Origin of the sequence: Gardnerella sp. KA00243, from assembly GCF_049244105.1 — a bacterium.
In the GTDB taxonomy this organism is placed as follows: Bacteria; Actinomycetota; Actinomycetes; order Actinomycetales; family Bifidobacteriaceae; genus Bifidobacterium; species Bifidobacterium leopoldii.
In genome coordinates, this window is sequence record NZ_CP058375.1 from 649,614 (window position 1) to 668,911 (window position 19,298).

General features: G+C 43.7%; 16 protein-coding genes. 4 read left to right on the forward strand and 12 right to left on the reverse strand.

Annotated features, from left to right (window positions below; translation table 11 throughout):
• Positions 1-285 precede the first annotated feature (285 nt).
• From metF to leuS, 12 genes are all read right to left on the reverse strand, one after another.
• The gene (gene metF, locus HXT50_RS02545) at positions 286-1,140 is read right to left on the reverse strand and encodes a methylenetetrahydrofolate reductase [NAD(P)H] (RefSeq protein WP_119521719.1); all 855 of its coding nucleotides are present in this window, start codon (positions 1,138-1,140) and stop codon (positions 286-288) included.
• 3 nt (positions 1,141-1,143) lie between these two features.
• Positions 1,144-3,522, reverse strand: coding sequence for a 5-methyltetrahydropteroyltriglutamate--homocysteine S-methyltransferase (gene metE / locus HXT50_RS02550; RefSeq protein ID WP_421776987.1), 2,379 nt, complete (start codon positions 3,520-3,522; stop codon positions 1,144-1,146).
• Positions 3,523-3,640: 118 nt separating this feature from the next.
• Positions 3,641-4,198, reverse strand: a complete 558-nt coding sequence (locus HXT50_RS02555; protein WP_004119025.1) for a SixA phosphatase family protein — start codon at positions 4,196-4,198, stop codon at positions 3,641-3,643.
• Positions 4,199-4,207: 9 nt separating this feature from the next.
• Positions 4,208-5,374 carry a tRNA (adenine-N1)-methyltransferase gene (locus HXT50_RS02560; RefSeq protein WP_112928699.1) on the reverse strand — a complete coding sequence of 389 codons (1,167 nt, stop codon included), beginning with the start codon at positions 5,372-5,374 and terminating at the stop codon, positions 4,208-4,210.
• A 43-nt stretch (positions 5,375-5,417) separates the two neighbouring features.
• On the reverse strand, positions 5,418-6,461 hold the full coding sequence (gene tsaD, locus HXT50_RS02565) for a tRNA (adenosine(37)-N6)-threonylcarbamoyltransferase complex transferase subunit TsaD (RefSeq protein ID WP_112928701.1): 1,044 nt from the start codon (positions 6,459-6,461) through the stop codon (positions 5,418-5,420).
• Positions 6,462-6,482: 21 nt separating this feature from the next.
• Positions 6,483-7,013, reverse strand: coding sequence for a ribosomal protein S18-alanine N-acetyltransferase (gene rimI, locus HXT50_RS02570; RefSeq protein ID WP_112928703.1), 531 nt, complete (start codon positions 7,011-7,013; stop codon positions 6,483-6,485).
• A gap of 25 nt (positions 7,014-7,038) precedes the next feature.
• Positions 7,039-7,866, reverse strand: coding sequence for a tRNA (adenosine(37)-N6)-threonylcarbamoyltransferase complex dimerization subunit type 1 TsaB (tsaB, locus tag HXT50_RS02575; RefSeq protein ID WP_112928704.1), 828 nt, complete (start codon positions 7,864-7,866; stop codon positions 7,039-7,041).
• Between the two features lie 89 nt (positions 7,867-7,955).
• The gene (tsaE, locus tag HXT50_RS02580) at positions 7,956-8,528 is read right to left on the reverse strand and encodes a tRNA (adenosine(37)-N6)-threonylcarbamoyltransferase complex ATPase subunit type 1 TsaE (RefSeq protein WP_004119012.1); all 573 of its coding nucleotides are present in this window, start codon (positions 8,526-8,528) and stop codon (positions 7,956-7,958) included.
• A 71-nt stretch (positions 8,529-8,599) separates the two neighbouring features.
• A complete protein-coding gene (holA, locus tag HXT50_RS02585) occupies positions 8,600-9,607 on the reverse strand; it encodes a DNA polymerase III subunit delta (protein ID WP_421776988.1) in 1,008 nt (335 codons plus the stop codon).
• A 66-nt stretch (positions 9,608-9,673) separates the two neighbouring features.
• Positions 9,674-11,365 (reverse strand): ComEC/Rec2 family competence protein, encoded by a 1,692-nt coding sequence (locus HXT50_RS02590; RefSeq protein WP_174182556.1) that lies wholly within the window; start codon positions 11,363-11,365, stop codon positions 9,674-9,676.
• A 7-nt stretch (positions 11,366-11,372) separates the two neighbouring features.
• Positions 11,373-12,194, reverse strand: coding sequence for a ComEA family DNA-binding protein (locus tag HXT50_RS02595; RefSeq protein WP_410309263.1), 822 nt, complete (start codon positions 12,192-12,194; stop codon positions 11,373-11,375).
• Positions 12,195-12,347: 153 nt separating this feature from the next.
• On the reverse strand, positions 12,348-15,332 hold the full coding sequence (leuS, locus tag HXT50_RS02600; protein WP_421776989.1) for a leucine--tRNA ligase: 2,985 nt from the start codon (positions 15,330-15,332) through the stop codon (positions 12,348-12,350).
• Positions 15,333-15,572: 240 nt separating this feature from the next.
• On the opposite strand from leuS, the gene HXT50_RS02605 reads away from it, so the two are divergent.
• The 4 genes from HXT50_RS02605 to HXT50_RS02620 all read left to right on the forward strand — a co-directional run bounded on the left by HXT50_RS02605 (position 15,573) and on the right by HXT50_RS02620 (position 19,270).
• Entirely contained in the window at positions 15,573-16,013 is a 441-nt protein-coding gene (locus tag HXT50_RS02605; RefSeq protein WP_004119000.1) for a hypothetical protein, read from the forward strand.
• A gap of 74 nt (positions 16,014-16,087) precedes the next feature.
• Positions 16,088-16,531 (forward strand): DUF2871 domain-containing protein, encoded by a 444-nt coding sequence (locus tag HXT50_RS02610; protein WP_421776990.1) that lies wholly within the window; start codon positions 16,088-16,090, stop codon positions 16,529-16,531.
• 54 nt (positions 16,532-16,585) lie between these two features.
• Positions 16,586-17,437, forward strand: a complete 852-nt coding sequence (locus HXT50_RS02615) for a fructosamine kinase family protein (RefSeq protein ID WP_350222947.1) — start codon at positions 16,586-16,588, stop codon at positions 17,435-17,437.
• A gap of 123 nt (positions 17,438-17,560) precedes the next feature.
• A complete protein-coding gene (locus HXT50_RS02620) occupies positions 17,561-19,270 on the forward strand; it encodes a hypothetical protein (protein WP_421776991.1) in 1,710 nt (569 codons plus the stop codon).
• Positions 19,271-19,298 lie beyond the last annotated feature (28 nt).

Here is a 19,298-nt window from a genome sequence, read left to right on the forward strand (position 1 = left end):
TTCAAAGAACACTAACATCATTACTGCTGCACACTCAACACCAGAAACTCCTACCACACCACAAAACACTAGCGGCTTTACTGGTAGTGAAGGTGGGTGTTGCTTGGTCGAGCAATATAAAAGCGGAGCGATAGTAATATCTTGTTGATAAATAATATTTCTGCAGAAAAAGTAAGTAAAAAACTAAACTTAACTATGCAACCGCTAAGTCCAAATAAGGTATAAGAGCGGAGCGCTGCGAGACAAGTAACACCCACCCTCACAGCCACTCCAAAACGCTGCAACCTACCCAATTTTCGTAAAAAGCGGCTTCACATTCGCCCAAATCCTTCGAGCAATGCCCGGATGATTCATCGTATACAAGTGAATGCCATCCACGCCTTCTGCAATTAAATCGTTAATCTGCTGGGAAGCAAAAATACTGCCAGCATCACGCAAGCAATCAGCATTACTCCCCCAACGATCCATCATTGCGGAAACTTGCGAAGTAATTCGAGACGCACATAAGCTCGTCATGCGCTTAACTTGCGAAGCGTTCGCCACAGGCATTACTCCAGCCTCAATCGGCACGTTAATGCCAGCCGCACGAGCTAAATCACGGAAGCGCAAAAAATCCTCATTATCGTAGAATAATTGCGAAATTAAATGCGTAACACCAGCATCAACCTTGCGCTTCAAATTATCAATATCCGCTTGCAAACTTTCCGCCTCCGGATGCTTCTCCGGGTAGCAAGCGCCCAAAATCGGCAAATCCGGGCGCTTTGAACGAATATAATAAACCAAGTCACTAGCGTGCTCAAAAACGCCTGCTGCTTCCTGACCTGCAATCACGTCGCCACGCAAAGCCAAAACGCCGGAAACACCAGCATTATCAAACATTTCCAAAGCTTCATCAACAGCATCATAATCAAGGTAGCGAGCTGTTAAATGAGCAACTGCGTCAATGCCATATTCGGAGCGAATCGTATGAGCAATACGCGCAGTAGCAGTACGATCCTGCAGCTTTCCAGTGCCGTAAGTAACCGAAATAAAATCCGGGTCAAGACCCTTCAAGCCATCCAAAGTATCGTAAATCGTACCAATAGGAGATGTGCGCTTAGGTGGAAAAACTTCCAGCGAAAACTTTGGTTTATATGGCATAGCTCACCCCCTATTTAGATTGTTTCTTAAATTGCCGCTTGGATTTCCGCTTTGCTCGTTGCTTTGCTGATTATTAGAAAGCTCCGCACGGACCTCTTTAGCAGCAGCAACAAGATTCTTCAAGCTTGGCCAAGTTTCAGCGTCGCCTCGAGTTTTAAGACCACAATCCGGGTTGATCCAAAGCTTTTGAGCAGGCATCTTACGCAAAATCTCGTGAATACGCTCCACAAGCTCCGCCTTACCAGGAACGCGCGGAGAATGAATATCGTAAACGCCAGGACCAGCCTCAGTCTCAAAATGCGCGTCGTGAATAGCGTCAAGCACAACCAAGTCGCCACGAGAAGCCTCGAAAGAAATCACATCCGCATCCATAGCATCAATGTCGCGAATAATGTCATTAAACTCCGAATAGCACATATGCGTGTGAATTTGCGTAGTCGCAGCAACTGCAGAATGAACAAGGCGGAAAGCAGCAATCGCCCAATCCAAATACTTCTTATGCCAATCAGAGCGGCGAAGTGGCAACTTTTCGCGCAAAGCAGCCTCATCGATCTGAATCACACGGATACCCGCACGCTCCAAATCCAACACTTCATCGCGAATAGCAAGAGCCAACTGCTGAGTCTGCTGCTCGTGAGCAATATCCTCGCGAGGCCAAGACCAGTTAAGAATCGTCACAGGTCCTGTAAGCATGCCCTTAACAATATGCTTCGTGCAGCTTTGGGCATAAGCGCTCCAAGCCACAGTAATCGCAGACTCGCGAGAAACATCCGACCACACGATTGGAGGCTTCACGCAGCGAGTACCATAAGACTGCACCCAAGCGTTTTTCGTAAATTTAAAGCCGCGCAAATGCTGGCCAAAATATTCAACCATGTCGTTGCGCTCAAACTCGCCGTGAACAAGTACATCCAAGCCAATTTGCTCCTGATGCTCAATGCACTTGGCAATGCGATCGCGCATAAACTCGTCGTAAGCTTCGCGAGTAATTTCACCCTTACGAAGAGCGGCTCTAGCGTTACGAATATCCTTAGTTTGCGGGAAGGATCCAATAGTAGTCGTTGGCAAATCCAGTAAGCCAAGAGCTTCCTTTTGCAAACGCTGACGTTCTGCCCTTTCCGGCAATCGCACAAAATCAGAATCCTTAAGATTCGCAAGACGATTAGCAACAGCAGAATCTGCTTTCACGCGCGAACCGTCGAACAAAGCCTGATTTTTAGCCAAAACGTTACTCGATTTACGGCTTTCGTCACTTTCTACAGCAAGATTTGCGATATCGCGAATCTCTTGCAACTTTTCAACAGCAAAAGCAAAATGTTGCAAAACATCCGCACCCAAAGCATCCTCACCAACAGTGCTAAACGGCACGTGAAGAAGCGAGCAAGCAGTAGAAACAGCCACGCGATCCGTAACATTCTTACGCAAAGCGTCAACCAAACCAAGACTCACAGCATAATCGTTGCGCCAAATATTGCGGCCGTTCACAACGCCAGCAAAAAGCGTAGTTTTTTCGTTCACACCATAACGCTCAATGGCTGCAAGATTTTCTTCCTTGCCTTCCACCAAATCAACGCCAACACCGTCAAAACCAAGATTATTCACAGTTTCGTAAGCGTCAGCAATATTGCCAAAATACGTGTTAAGAAGAATCTTAACTTCCGCGCTCCTAGCATCAAGCAAAGGCTTATACAAAGCTTCAAAAAGCTCCAAATCGCCTTCCTCTTTATCAAGCGCCAAATAAGGCTCATCAAATTGCAGCCAAGTTGCGTGAAGTTCGCCAAAACGCTTAACAATACTCGCATAAGCAAAAGCCAGAGCTGAAATCACAGACTCAGTTACTTTCAACTCCTGCGCTTCAGGAGTACGAGCCAACTTCAAAAAAGTGTACGGGCCAATCAGCACAGGCTTCGTTTCCAAACCCTGCGCGCGAGCCTCCAAAAACTCGTCAAAAGGCTTAGTTCCAGCCAAATGCAAGCCTTCCGGATTCACAACTTCCGGAACAATATAGTGGTAGTTCGTAGTAAACCACTTCTTCATTGGCAACGCCGTCACATCGCCGCGCTCACCCTGATAGCCGCGCGCAATAGCAAAAAGCGTATCCTCAGCATGCTCAAAATTCAATTTACGATAACGCTCAGGCACAGCACCCAGCAAAATAGCAGTATCGAGCATTTGATCATAGTAGCTAAAATCGTTACTTGGAATTAAATCAATCCCAGCTTCAGCTTGCAAACGCCAATGCTTAGCTCGCAAAGACTGAGCAACTTCACGCACTTCATCCAAAGAAGCATCCTGCTTCCAGTAACGTTCAATAATCTTCTTCAACTCACGATTAGCGCCAATACGTGGGAAACCGGAAACAGAAGTAAAAACCGCAGACATACATCCTCCAAAAAATTTCTTTGACTCGCTTTAGCCTAGCAAAGAAATGCTTGAATGCGGTCATTCAAGAACTTGGGGTGTCGTTATAAGCTTAATTTATATGCTTAATTTCGTGTGGTTATGCAAAGGATTTGGGGGTGAGGATTGCGAGGGCCGTGGCACCGCGCAAGCCGCAAGTTGCGAATGGACGATCAGACACAAGCACCACAACAGACGCATTAGCAAGCCCCAAACGCATCGCCCCAAGCACATCCGGATCCGAATCAGGCGAAGAAAGCCACTGCGCAGCCATAGACATCGTCGGCTCATGCCCAACAATCATCGTCGTATGAACATCGCCTCGAATCGCTTGCAACTCGTCCATAACAGATTGCATACCGCCATCGTAAAGACTCTTGCGCGACTCAACCACAGGAGAGTCGCCAAAACGCTTCAACATGCGTTTCAAAGTTTGCTCAGTGCGATTCGCACTAGAACACACAATATAATCCGGCACAAGCTTCAAAGATTCCAAGCCTTTTGCCATAATTTTCGCCTGCTTCAAGCCCTTATCTGTAAGACCACGACCCCAGTCGTCACCCATTTGAGGAGCCTCAGCTTTAGCATGACGCATCAGCAACAAAACGTACTTACTATGATGTGCTTTCTTCATAAGCTTTTTCATTGGTGATGCCATAATGCTCTCCTACTTAGCTTGATTAAGCGCTGATTGTTGTGCAGACTGCGAATCTTGCAAATCTTGCGACTGCAAATCTTGCGACTGCGAATCTTCCGGCAATTGCGCAAGCTGCACGTCTAAATCACGTAAAACTTTACGCAATTTACGATCCGAAATATCGCGCAAAGACAAGTCTTCCAACTGCTCCGCGCGCTCTTCTGCTGTCATATCGTCAATATCGCTCACAGTATCTTTAGTACCGTGCTCACGCTTTTTCAAAGCGCTAAAACCTTCAGCCATTGCGCGCGAAACAATCAAAAATCCAGTGTGGCCAATCATCGCGTGATCCGGACGAACCGCCAAACCTTGAGCTTTCCAAGTGCGTTCCAATGTTTCCTGAATCTCCGGCTCAGTCCACATGCCACTTTCTCGCAAAGCTTCAGCCATGCGAGACATTTGCGTAGTAGTCGTAACGTACGCAACAAGCACGCCTCCAGGCACAATAACTCGATGAGCTTGCTCGAGGCGATTCCAAGGGTCAAGCATGTCTAGCATAATGCGATCCACGCTGTGCGCATCTAAGGTTTTTGCAACAGAATCAAAATCGCCAGTAAGCAAATTCCACCATTCTGGGCGCTTTCCGTAGTACAAAGTTGCGTTAGACTCGGCAATGCGCGCAAAATCCGGGCGAAGCTCAATCGTAGTAAGCTTTCCACACTCCCCAACTGCGTCCAAAAGGCTTAAGCTCATAGCACCAGAACCGGCACCCGACTCCAAAACGCGCATTCCGGAGCGAATATCTCCTAAAGCGATTACTTGCGCAATATCTTTTGGATACATAATTTGCGCACCCCTAGGCATAGAAAGCACGTAGTCAACCATGCGCGGTCGCATAACTACATAATCCCATCCGCCAATAGCGCGAGCTGCTTTCCAAGGCTTATTGCCAGATTTTGAAAAGTCTTTAGATTCTTGATTTTCGCTATTTTGCTGAGATTCGCGCTTTGCACTAACAGTAGTAATTACAACGCCTTCGCTTTGACCAATCACATCGTCGTGACAAATAAGACCATGCTCAGTTTGTGTAAATCCGCCTGCAATAAGTTGTGCAGTAATTCGCTTACCTTTACGATCAGTGAACTGAATCTTCTCACCTACTCGTAACACTCCGCTACGCGAACTACCTGAACGCACTAAACACCTCGCAACTTTAAAACGACTTTTATTATTTCTACTATTATAAGCTCACAGTGGTAAGAGGCATTGCAGAATCGATTGCAAAATCAGGAGCAGAAGGACGAACTCCTGCTTCTACCAAATTCACGCCTAGCATTGCAACCATCGCACCGTTATCTGTGCAAAGCTTGAGCTCTGGCAAACGCACTTCAATTCCATGCTCCTCGCCGCAAGCCAGCAAATGCTCACGAAGCTGCGAGTTAGCAGAGAATCCGCCGCCAATCATCAACGTTTTAGAACCGTACTGCTCGCAGCCCATCATAGCTTTGTGTGAAAGCACTTCCGCCACAGAATTAGCCAAAGAAGCACACACGTCGTCAACTGGAATTTCAAGCCCTTGAGCCTCACGCGCTTCAACCCAGCGCGCAACAGCAGTTTTTACGCCCGAGAAGCTGAAATCGTACGGATGCTCTTTGCCGGAACGACCTTGCGTCAAACCTTGCGGCACTTTCAAAGTATCCGGATTGCCAAGCCTTCCATGCCTATCAATATGAGGGCCACCCGGGTATGGGAATCCAAGCAAACGCGCAACTTTGTCAAAGCACTCGCCTGCAGCATCGTCCAAAGTTGTGCCAACAACGTCAATACTTCTAGCAATATCGTTCACGTGAAGAAGCGAAGTGTGACCGCCGGAAACAATTAAAGCCAGCACATCTTCCGGCACGTCGCCGAATTGCAATTGTGTTACTGCAATATGCCCAATTACGTGATTAATACCATAAATCGGCTTATTTGCAGCCCAAGCTAGTGCTTTAGCTCCCGAAACTCCCACAGCTAAGCAGCCAGCAAGACCAGGACCTGCGCTTACTGCAATCGCGTCAACATCGCTTAAATCCATGTTTGCGTCTGCCAATGCTTTAGAAACAACCGGCACGAAAGCTTCAGCGTGCGCACGAGAAGCAATTTCTGGAATTACGCCACCGTAGCGCGCATGCTCCTGCATTGAAGATGCCACCACATTCGACACCAGAGTGCGTCCGCGCACAATAGCTGCGGCAGTTTCGTCACAAGTTGATTCAATCCCCAATACGATTGCTTCGCTCATTTTATTCCTCTTTATTCCTCGTTATTCCTCAGTTCCGTTATTTTTTGCGGTTAGATCAGCGCACATTGTGTACGCATCCACGCCTTCCGGCTGATAGTAACGTTTCCGCAAACCCATTTTCTTAAAACCAAAACGTTCATACAACGCGAGCGCAGGAACATTGTCAACTCGCACTTCTAGCAACATGCGCTTAGCACCAATTTTTTCTGCGGTTTTGATCATAGTTGATAAAAGTTCCGACGCTAGGCCTTTTCTTTGATATTGTTTTGCAATGCCAATTGTCATTATTTGCGCGTCATCGCCGTCAAACCAGTAGCCGGCATACCCGCATAACGTATGCGTATTTTCGTCGATTTGAGCGTAATACGCGCGCATAGGAGCTTGCAATTCTTGCGAAATCATGCTCTCATTCCATGAGCCTTTGCCAAACAAGTCGGCTTCAATAGGAGCTATTTTTTGCGCTAACTCATTGCAAGTAAAATCGCACTTTGGAACTATATTGCAATTCTCGACTACTGCTGGAAATTTAGAACGCGTTATATCAACAATCATAATTACTCAAATCGTTAAAACGCTTCTATTTTTCTTTTGCCTTATTCGCTTCGCCAGAGCCAAGCACATGCTTAAGCGGATTTGGCACAGACACGTCCGGACGGCGCAAATAAAGCGGTTCAACAGCTTTTACGCGCTCATCTTTATCGACGCAATTCTCAGCGCACTGCTCGAAAATTTGCAAGCCTTGCACACCCAAGTCAAGCGCGCAAACTTCAGCAATAACGCCAATATTGGCAATATTTCGCCAATCTTCAACGTATTTTTTAGCACCGTGTCCGAGCACATCCACGCAATAATTTTCGTTAGTTTCGCTTGCTAAATACTCATTCACACGAGCAACAACATTTTGCGGATAGTCAATATCCATATCTATTAGCGCATTTCCTTCGTTGTCGTATAAGGACATGTACACTTGGCGACGACGCGCATCATTTAGTGAAAGCACGTAGTGACGAATATTAGAGTCGCAAGAATCCACAGAATTCGGAATATTTAGTAGCAAATCCTTGCAAATAACGCCATTTTTGCGAGCTTCTTCGAACGCGCCGGAACGCATCATCAAACTTTGAGGAAGAAGACTATCACACCCCAAAATTTCAGCATTATTTGCAAATGCAATCGCTTTTGCTGCAACTAATCCTGCGCGAAGTCCTGTAAAAGGAGCAGGACCTACTCCCACAACCACGCGTTTAATATCGGAAGGCTTAAGCCCAGCGTCCTCCACAACTTTTGCAATATTTACTTGTAAACGCTCCACGTGAGTGCGAGAGTCGGTTTCAACAATCGGCTCATGGCCCACAATTCCAACAGTAGAACCAAATGATGTGTCAATAATCAGCGTATTACTCATGTTCATTCCTCGAAATCACGTACCAGACTAGCTTACTCGCTTAGCACAACTTGATTTATTTGTTGCGATATTTACTCGCGTATTTCTAATTACAATTTTGCAAGTCGATTAAGCCAATCCTTGCCAACAGCTTTCAAAGTTAAGATTCGCTCGCCATCGCTAGTAAAATCGTCTACTTGCGAAGAGTCAATAGGTCTTGCAATATGAACTTCTAAGCGCTCAGCAGCAAGCACTCCTGCCATTTGCTCACCCCACTCCATAAGCACAACAGTGCCGTCTCCTGGCTCTTCCAAAGCTTCGTCAAGCCCCAAAGATTCAAGCTCGTCAAGCAAACGCGAAACAGTATCTTGCCCCGGAGCAAAATCTTCGCCACCCAAACGATAAGCATCAACGTGAATTAGCGTCGCCGGCTTACCATCCGCAAAAGTGCCATGCAATTCGCGCGCAATCGTAAAAGTTGGAGACACAATCGGCTCACTAATTGAAAGCCCTGCACCAAAACCTTGAGCGAACGTTGTTTTACCAGCTCCAAGAGGACCAGAAAGCAGCAAAACGTCGCCTTCTTTAACTAGTTTTGCCACAGCTTTACCAAGCTCGCGCATATCAGTATCCGTAGGCACAGTACACACTTTTTGCTGTTCTGACACCGTTTCTTCTTTCATACTTAACACAATCTTTCTAATTTGCAGTTCTTAATTTACGTTTCTTATTTACGATTCTTAATTTACGCTTTCTAATTTCCTCGAGACGCAATGAGCATAATACATTTTTCAAGCGCATAATTCGCATCACTAGATCCGCCTTTGCACTGCTCATCCGCCCAAGCTAAAGATTGCAAACATTTAGAAACACCTGCACTATTCCATCCAGCAAGCTGACGCATTGCCATTTTAAGAGCCCACGGGTTTACTTTCGCTTCAGCACTAGAAATCGTGCCGTTGCGAATTGCCATTGCGAGCGCAATTACACGTACTTTTGCAGCCAAAGCACCTATTAATGCTATGGCGTCAACTCCTTGAGCAATTGCAGTTCTTGCTGCAAGCACAGCAGAACCTGCATGACCTGCAACAGCTTTATCCGCAACAAAAAAGCCGGTAACTTGCGGATCTGCAATCAAGTATCGGTCGACAATATCAAGCGTTATTGGATTATCGTCATAGTCGAAGCATAATTGCGAGCATAATGCTGCAAGCTCCCCTGTTTTACTTCCCAAAACTGACACAAGACGTTGTGCTGCTTGAGGCTCAACGCTTCGATTGTGACGCTCAAATATGCTCATAACGAAGTTGAGCTTGGCATCGTCTTTTTTAAGATCCGGCACTGTAATTGTGTTTGCGCCAGCTTTCGTAAGGCGCGCAATAATAGACTTTCCTTTAAGCCCACCTTCGTGACGTGCAATAACCCAAGTTGCAGAAGAGTCTACAAAATTATTTTCGCTATTTTCACTATTTTGCGCTTGTTTGCAGAAATTTTCGATTGCGTCCACTAAAGACTCGTCTGCTTGTTGCAAATTATTTATTATTACAATCGTTCCGTCACCGAAAAGCGAAGGACCTACAGCTTCGTCAAATGCGTACTGATCCGCAGTTGACGCATCAAGTTCAATAATTTCAGCATCCGGAGCACTTTTTTGAACTTTTTCACGCACATTTCGAGCATTTAGCTCGTTTAAGTAAGCGTCACCTCCAACTACCAGCGTAACTGGCATAACGCGTTGCGCGCGCTTATTATTTGCTGCCATAATGCTCCTTAAACCAACCAACTCTTAACCATCATAATATTGCATTCGAATATGCGTGCGTGTTTGCTACTCTTCGAAAATTTTCTCTGCTTCTCGTAATGTTCGCTTTGCCGAAGCAGACCACAGTTGACCAATTATGCTAGCTCTTTGAGCATAATACTTATTGCGAAAAGCGCGCAAAGCTAGCATAAACAAAGCCAATATCACAAATTCTGCACACAACATTGCCCACGCTCCTGCAGCACCTTTTATCCATGGAAACACGCCAAAAGATACTTCATCGCACCAACACGCGCACTTTTGCATAAAGCTTGTTCCAATTGATGAAGCTCTCGCAAAAATAAGCGATAATCCACCGTTAAAGCTCGCACAAACTAGTGAAATTAAGCCGCACACTGTTGCCCAATCCATAAGAGGAGCGACTATTAGATTAGCTGGCACAGACATAAAAGACACTTCCGGTTGCATAAGAATTTGCACTGGCATAGTCCAAAATTGTGCAGAAAGCGTTATAGCTAGCGCAGAAGCAACACAAGATGGCATATATTTTGCAAACGTTTTAGAAATCGGCACTCCCATAACCACAATTCCTAAAGTTGCTGCAGAAGAAAGAGCAAAAGCATAATCCCAAGCGTATGAAGGATTTACTAGTAGCACTCCAATAACAGTCCAACTTAAAGCACTAACTGACTGGTATGGACGTTTGCAACACCACGCAACAGCGGATATTATTCCCATAATTAACGCTCGAAGCACAGATGCAGAAGGGTAAACTATCGCAGCCAAAGCAATTTGCAACGTAATTTGTATTAAAGATGTAGCCCAACGAGCCAACAGTAATCGTGCGCAAAACTTGCGAATAATCATACTAAGTAGCAAAAAGTGTCCGCCTGAAACTGCCATAACGTGCATGATTCCAGCATGTTGAAAATGTTGACGTGTCATATTCGCATAAGTTTCGTCGACAGGCTCAAGTGAACTTGCATCCTCTACTGGCACATATTCTTGCCCAAGCATGCCAACAGTTACTCCAGGAACCAACATTCTGCCTTGCATATCGAGCTTATTTGTTACGTCATAAAACGATTTCCACAAATTACTAACGGCTTTGTGCCAAAAGTCTGAGTCTTGTACAACATGCAAATTTCGTTGAGTTTTTTCTACATGCAATTCAGGCTTACTACTATCAAATCTCGAAGCTTTCACGCTAACAGGAACGCTTAGGCTAGAACCGTAGCTAAGTTGCTTGCATATTGGCGAATACGCATACAGTCGCGCTTGAACGTAACTTTTTTGCGCATCAAACTTATGCACTTGAACATTAGCTTGGCAATCTCCTTTAAAACTTCTAGACGAGCGCACAGGAGTAACTACTGTAAATTCTGCAAAATGTGCGCGCCCGGCATTATTTCCTCGAGAATACAGTGCTTTAGTAGGATTATTGCCGCATATTTCTCGCATAATAACGTCACCAGATATCACATATTGAGTTATGTACGAAAGCATGAACGCAGCTACAAAAGCGTTTATTATCACTAAAACTGTTCTACGCCATATAAAAAACTTAAATTTTTTGCAAAATATAAAAATCGAAACTATAGTTGCATTGAATAAAACTATTGAAATGCAATAAATTATAGTAAAATCGCATAAGAATTTTCCAATTAAGCACCCAGCCCAGCACGCTGCAGCAACAGGAATCATACGAAAGTCACGACTTCTAGAAACGTTTTCTACTTTTTCTACGTTTTCTCGCATAATTCACCTATTTGACGTCAACATTCCCACGGAATTTATTTAAGGTTTTAGACCCAATTCCTTTAATTTGCATCAAATCTTCTAAACTGCGAAAATAACCAACTCTTTTACGCTGAGCGATAATGCGCGCAGCAGTTTTGGGACCGATTCCTTTTAAGGTTTCTAGTTGATCAAGCGTTGCCGTGTTTATATTGATTCTGCCAGTGCTACTTTGATTAGAAGCAGTATTTTTGTCGCTTCTGTCACTTTTATTACTTCTGTCACTTTTATTACTTCTGTCACTTTTATTACTTCTGTCGCTTTTGTTGCTCACGTCGCTTTTGTCGTTACTATCACCTTTACTTCCTCTGTTGCCTTTACTTCCGTCACCTCCGCTGTTTTCGTCGAGTTCATTACTTACACTTTTTTCTTCATCATCATTTTTATTGTTACCTTTTAAATCGCTAAAAGAATGCTTTTCGCGACTAGTATCGTCGTTTTCTATTGCAAACGCGCCTGCTTTTTCGTTCTGAACTCGTTGATATGTTAAGGATTGAGAAATAAGCATTGTCAAGCTTGCACAAAGAGCCGCAACTAGTATCAGCATTAAAGCAAGCGTATGTACAGGCTTCATGTGAAATCTAGGATGAGTTTTTCTACTTATAATTTCTTCATCAAAAGAATTACAAGCTTTTTCGCAATAGTCGTCACTAAAATTTTTATCAAAATTGCTGTTAGAAAATTCTTCTAAAGACGTTGCAATTCGTCTCCTAGGCAAATCAGACGCAGGCTTATTAAGCCTAAAATTATGCTCATGATTCTGCCCAAAATTCTGCTCAAAGTCTTCCATAAATCCCCCAACTCTTAAAGTTCTTAACTTAACTATTGGGCAACTTATAACACTTCGCAACAAAAATATGCGCCTGTGGTTAAAAGCAAAAAATGCTGTAAAGCACGAAAAATCGCGCAATACAGCATTAATTAAGCAGATTTTAGCTTCGACTCAGCTCTCGTCAGGCACAATAGACACAATCTTAGGAGCCTTCACAATCACCTTGCGCGGAGCCTTACCGCCCAAGCGATCAGCTACAGCTTCTAGCGCAAGCTTTTCAAGCTCAGAAGCGTCAATATTTGGGTCAACTTCAAGCTTTGCTCGAACCTTGCCCTTTATTTGCACAACGGCAGTAACAGTATCCTCACCAACGTAGCGAGAATCCGCAACAGGCCAATCTGCGTGAGCAATCGACTTTGCGTGTCCAAGCTTGCTCCACATTTCTTCGCAAATATGCGGCGCAATTGGAGCCAGCATAAGAACCAGCGGCTCGACAGCTGCTCGCGGCACGTGAGGAAGCGAAGTCAAGTGGTTGTTAAGCACAATCAGCTTAGCAATTGCAGTATTTGGACGCATTGCTTCCATTTCCACAGTCACTTCTGCAATTGTGTTGTTAAGAACCTTCAACGTCTTCTCGTCGAGTGCGTCGTCGGTTACCACGCAAGCTCCGGTTTCTTCGTTCACAACGTTACGCCACAAGCGCTGCAAGAATCGCATGCCACCAACAACGTTACGCGTATTCCACGGGCGAGATTCAGAAAGCGGACCCATGCTCATTTCGTACAAGCGGAACGTATCTGCACCGTAGTTCTCGTACATGTAGTCTGGAGTCACAATATTCTTTAAGCTCTTGCCCATTTTGCCGAACTCGCGGTTCACGCTCTCGCCATGCCATGTAAAGGTTGGCTCACCAGCGCTGTTTGAAGCACCTTCTTCAACCTCGTCAGCAGGAACGTACTGTCCGCGCTCATCCGTATAAGCGTAAGCCTGAATCATACCCTGGTTAAACAAGCGGTGGAATGGTTCAGCAGAATCCACGTAACCCAAGTCGTAAAGCGCCTTATGCCAGAAGCGCGAGTAAAGCAAGTGCAAAACTGCGTGCTCTACACCACCAACATAAAGGTCAACGCCGCCAGAAACATGCTCTTTGCCTGGACGGTTTGTGCCCATCCAGTAGTCGTATTCATCGCTGTCAACCATATGCTCAGCATCGTTTGGATCCAAGTAGCGCATGTAATACCAGCAAGAACCAGCCCAGTTCGGCATAGTGTTGGTGTCACGATAGTAGGTTTTTACGCCATCGCCAAGGTCGAGCTGAACTTTTACCCAATCTTCGTTTCGGCTCAAAGGTGCTTCAGGCTCCGAATTTGCATCGTCTGGAGCGTAAGTTTTTGGCTGATAATCAGGAACGTCCGGCAATGCAATTGGAAGCTCGCTATCTGGCACTAAGTGAGCAACACCATCTTCGTCATAAACGATTGGGAATGGCTCACCCCAGTAGCGCTGGCGAGAGAACAGCCAGTCGCGAAGTCGGTAAGAAACCCTACCTTTTCCTACGCCTGCAGCTTCAAGCCAAGTAGTCACCTTTTTAATAGCTTCGTCTACGCGCAAACCGTTAATAGACAAAGCGTCACCAAGCTTGTGCGTATGTTCTACTGCTGAATTAATAACAATTCCGTTGTGAGAAACAAACGGAGCTTTACCTTCGTAATCTGCCAACTTTTCTTCGGAATCAGGCAAAGGCTCAACAGTGTAAATTACTGGCAAACCGAATGCTTTTGCGAAATCATAATCGCGCTGGTCGCCGCCAGGAACCGCCATAATTGCGCCTGTACCGTAACCCATAAGCACGTAGTCAGCAGCAAACAGCGGAAGTTTTGCTCCAGTTACAGGATTAATTGCGTAAAGACCAGTAAACAAGCCGGTTTTTGCTCCTGCATCTTCCGTGCGATCTTTAGCAGTCTTCGCGCGAGCTTGAGCTTGATACTCTGCCAAGCCTTCTTTAAGACTTGCGTAACCGCCCTTCCAGCTTTCTGGAACGTCCGCACCCCAAGCTTCTGGAACATGCTCAAGAATTGGGTGATCTACGGAAACAACCGCAAACGTTGTACCAAAAAGCGTGTCTGGACGAGTAGTGTACACTTCCAAATCGCGCGCTTCGCCGTCTGCACATGGCACCTCAAAGTGCACAGATGCACCGTGAGATTCGCCGATCCAGTTTCGCTGCATAAGCTTAACTTTTTCTGGCCAATCAATAGTGTTCAAATCTTCCACCAAGCGGTGTCCATAAGCGGTAATTCGCATGGACCACTGGCGAAGGTTGCGCTGGAATACTGGGAAGTTTCCGCGTTCAGACTTACCTTCTGCAGTAACTTCCTCGTTTGCAAGCACAGTTCCCAAGCCTGGGCACCAATTTACAGGAGATTTAGAAATATAAGCAATGCGGAAATTGTTTAATACATCCGCTTGCTCTACTTTATTAAGCTCTTCCCACTTTTTGCTTACAAAACCAGGAATTTCGCGCTTGCCGCTCTTAAACTCATCAACGAGTTCAGCAATCGGACGAGCAGAACCCTTTCCGCCGTCTTTGCGCACAAAATTAGTGTCATACCAAGCGTCATAAAGCTTCGAGAAAATCCATTGCGTCCAACGCACATAATTTGTGTCAATCGTTGCAAAAGACCTACGATCGTCAAAACTCAAGCCCATACGATGCAACTGCCTGCGCATATTAGCAATATTTGCCTCAGTGGTGATGCGCGGATGCTGACCAGTTTGAACAGCATACTGTTCTGCTGGCAAACCAAAAGCGTCGTAACCCATTGCATGAAGAACATTCTCACCCTTCATGCGATGGTAACGGCTTACAACATCCGTTGCCAAATATCCAAGAGGATGTCCAACGTGTAAGCCTTTGCCGGAAGGATACGGGAACATGTCCATTGCAAAGAAAGAAGGACGACCGTCAGCAAGCTTGCCTTCGCCATCCTTCAAATCGCCTTTAACATTAGCAGCCCAGAACGTGCCTTGTTCATCCCAGGTTTTTTGCCAGCGCTGCTCAATATCTTGTGCGAGCTGCGCGTTGTAACGAAAAGCTGGCTCAGCAATAGTAGCTTTGTTGTCAGCTGTTGCATACTGTTGATCGTTGTCGTTCATACCCTAGGACTATAGCGTCTAATATCGTCATTACGCAACACTTTTTACAAGTTTTGTTGATATTTTATTAAGAAAATATGTGGTTTTAACGTAAGTTTTCCTAATATGCGCACAAGATTAAGATTTTATGATTATTTCGCAAAATAAATCATTACAATAGTAAATAAACTTTTTGAGCAAATAAAGATTAGAAAATTAGGTAAAATTCAATAAAACTATAAATATTAAAGAGGTTGTGAATTGAAAGTACAAAAAAATACGTTACTTCTTATTGCTTGCTTAGTTTGGGGAGCTGCTGGTTTTAATATTCTTAAGATTGGCTTATTGGCATACCCAAATTATTTGCAGCCACTAAATTACGCTTTATCGTTATTAGTTTTTGCAATATTCCAATTCCTTATTTTTGGAAAACTCGTTAAAAAACATACTCAAAGAATTAACGGCTATGTGGAAGAAAAGCAGTTTTTCCTTAAATTCTTTGACGTTAAATCTTTTATAATCATGGCTTTTATGATGACTTTTGGAATTGTTCTTCGTGCAACAAATATCGCTCCAGAACGCTTTATTGCCGTGTTTTATACGGGATTAGGCTCCGCATTAGCCTTAGCAGGATTACTTTTTGGTTATCAATTTGCTAAAACTGTATATCCGCGTTACAAAAACACTCATGCTATGCAATAGCGCTTACAAACACTTGCAACACCAGCAACATTACTAGTGAATATTTGACTATCACTCTACGTAAGGAAGTTACTATGAACCATGTTATGAAACGTTACATTAATACGTCTTTGTTGTATGCTGTCATCGCTATGATTGGCGGCGTCTTTTATCGCGAATTTACAAAATTTAATGCTTTCCATGCAAAAAGTATGCTTGCTGTAGTTCACACACACTACTTTATGCTTGGCATGGTTGTTTTTCTGTTACTTATACTAGTTGAGAAAAACTTCAGTTTTAGTAACGAAAAAACTACACGAATCTTAGTAACTTATCATATTGGACTCAACCTCACAGCACTAATGATGGTTACTCGTGGCATTGCACAAGTACTACTTCTACATCTCAGTCCATCTATAGATTTTGCCATAACTGGTCTGGCAGGAATCGGTCACATACTACTTGGCGTAAGTATTATACTCATCTTATTGCAAATCAAACACAGCATCACTCATTGTGCTAATACTTCAGTAAAATAGTGAGCTTGGGAATAATTTAATTTATTAATAAATATTTTATTAAGTATGTAGCGCATGTTTCGTATGCGCTACTACGTTAAGAAGGCTTCTATGAACAACGCTGTATATAAGAAAAGTAGATTATACGCGCCTGAGCGTTTCTTTGAATGCGAAGGTAAAGGCTTAAAATGGCTTTCTGAAGCTCACAAATACGGCGGCCCTAGAGTGGCTGAAGTATTTGATTGGGGAAACGGTTACCTTAATATTGAGCGCATTGACACTCACTCAGCAACACCACTTGCTGCATTTGAGTTTGGTGCAGCGCTCGCTCATATGCACGATTACGGTGCAAAATATTTTGGTGAAGCACCAGCAGATTACGATGGCACATGCTATTTTGGACCTTTAAGCGATCCAGTTGAAATGCCAACTGGCACTTGGAGTAATGTTATTGACTACCTTGCGGACGGACGATTGCGCCCTATGGTTGAGCTTGGGATTGCTCGCGGAGAGCTTACTAAAAGCGATTTAGATCTTACAAACGAAGTTATTGATGCGCTGCCTGATTTATTAGGAAAAGCTGCAGAAGATAAGCCTGCTCGAGTTCACGGAGACTTGTGGAGCGGAAACGTGTTATGGACTAAAAGTTCAGACGGCGAACACACTGAAGCTGTTCTAATCGACCCTGCAGCACATGGTGGGCACCGCGAAGAAGATTTAGCGATGCTTCATTTATTTGGAATCAGCTATTTTAAGCAGATTTTAGACGGCTATCAGTCTGTTCATCCACTTAAAGCAGGTTTTGAGCAGCGCATGATTATTTGGCAGCTCTACCCTATTGCAGGACATTGCGTGTTCTTTGGTGGAGGCTACGTGAGCGAATACCATAATATGTGCGAAAGTCTTATAAAAAGTTCTATAAGATAATTTTGCTCACTAAAATAGCAATGTAAGTATTTAGCACACGGCTATATACAATGTTAGAAGATAGTTACAAGTAGAACACATATAGACAGCAACAGATAGACCACGAAACGAGAGGTCACTACTATGATTCGTTTGTGCAACAGAACTATGCATCGTTCTTTAGTTATGCTGACAGCATTAGTTACGATGCTTTTTGTTGTTAGCTCGTGCGCAAGTTCAACAAAAACTTCTTTAAAATCTGAAAATAAAGAACAAGCGAATCACGGTAACGTTATTGTTTTTACTCCATCAGACGGATTGGCAATAACACGCAATAAGCCTCTAAGCACGTGGGATGTACTGGTTCCAGAATTAATAAAATCGTTAAAAGATAAGGGATTTGACGATAATTCTATTACTACTAAAACTTCTTCTAGCCTTTCAGAACAAAGTCGCGATGTGCAAGATTATGTAGTAAATTTGCTAAGCTCATTAAACAATGCAAAACAGAATAATTCAGAAAAGCACAATTCTGTTTCTGAAAATTCAAAAATCAAAAAACAATTAAGTAAAACGACAATTGTTATAGCTCCATGGACTAACAAAAACGGCAATAATAACTATGGAGATTATGCAACGTTACCTGCGTCTAATTCTGAAAATACACAAAAATCAAATACTCAAGACTTAAATTTACGAAATGACGATAACTCTCGATCATCTAAAGATGAGCTTAATGCAGAAAAACGATTGGCATCATCACTTAGCCTAGCAAAAAAGGCAGGAATCCACGTTGTTATGCTCTCACGACGTGTTAGCGGTTTAAAACCTGATGTGATGTTCCATTTATCTGACGCAAGAACCATTGGCGAAATTCAAGCAACAACTCTGGTACAAAAAATCGCTCTAGATCGTGCAACTAAAGAAAATCCACGCTATATTGAAGTTCTTTTGCCATGTCACAATCAAAAAAATATTAATGCAAACAATAATAATCAACAAAATAACAGCGACGAAGCAAGCGAGGATGATGATTCTAACAACAATACGCATGCAAATAGCGAAACAGCATTCCATGATGATTTTGCTGAAGAAGCATTCGCTGGCATTTGGAAAGTTTTGAGACCATATTTTGCTTCGGGGACATTAATAAGCACTTCTGGAAGATTGAATGTGAATAGTAGCGAAAAAGACTGGACCAATGTTGCTTTCGACGCAGATGTAGCTGACTCTGTGAAAAATGAGTTAACAAAACGAATTACGAGAAGTACAAGTCTTTTTTCACACTCAAGGCATCGCGTTGATGGAATTATTGCGCTCGATGATCAAATTGCTTTACAAGCCGTACAAGCACTAAACGATCTCGGTTATGAAGGAAGCGCAGCAGATATAAACCCATCTTTCAATTTGCCGGACGTTATCGGAAACTTCATAGGGAAACGAGATCTTAATAAAAGACCAGTTCCTGCTCCAAAAGATTCTGCGAAGAAAACCGAAAAAGAGTTACAACAACAGCAGAAAAAAGATGAGGAAGAAGAATCAGAAGCAAAGAAATGGCCAGTAATAACTGGTTATGGCGCGTACAAAAATATTATGCCAAACATTGTGAGCGGAAAGCAATGGATGACAACTATAGAAAATCATAAGCAGATTGTTCAAGATCTTACTGCTACTTGTTATTCTTTGAACAGAAACGGTAAACTTGACAAAAAAATCGCTACAGTGCAAACAAAAATTGAACACGGGGAAACTGTCCCTACTGTTAACGAGCGACTAGTGGCAGTAAGCGCAACAAATCTAAAGTCACGTTTAATTGACCCAGGCTACGTATCATTAGCAGACGCAGGCTTGTAAATACAATTTTTGGATGCAAGTTGTGAAA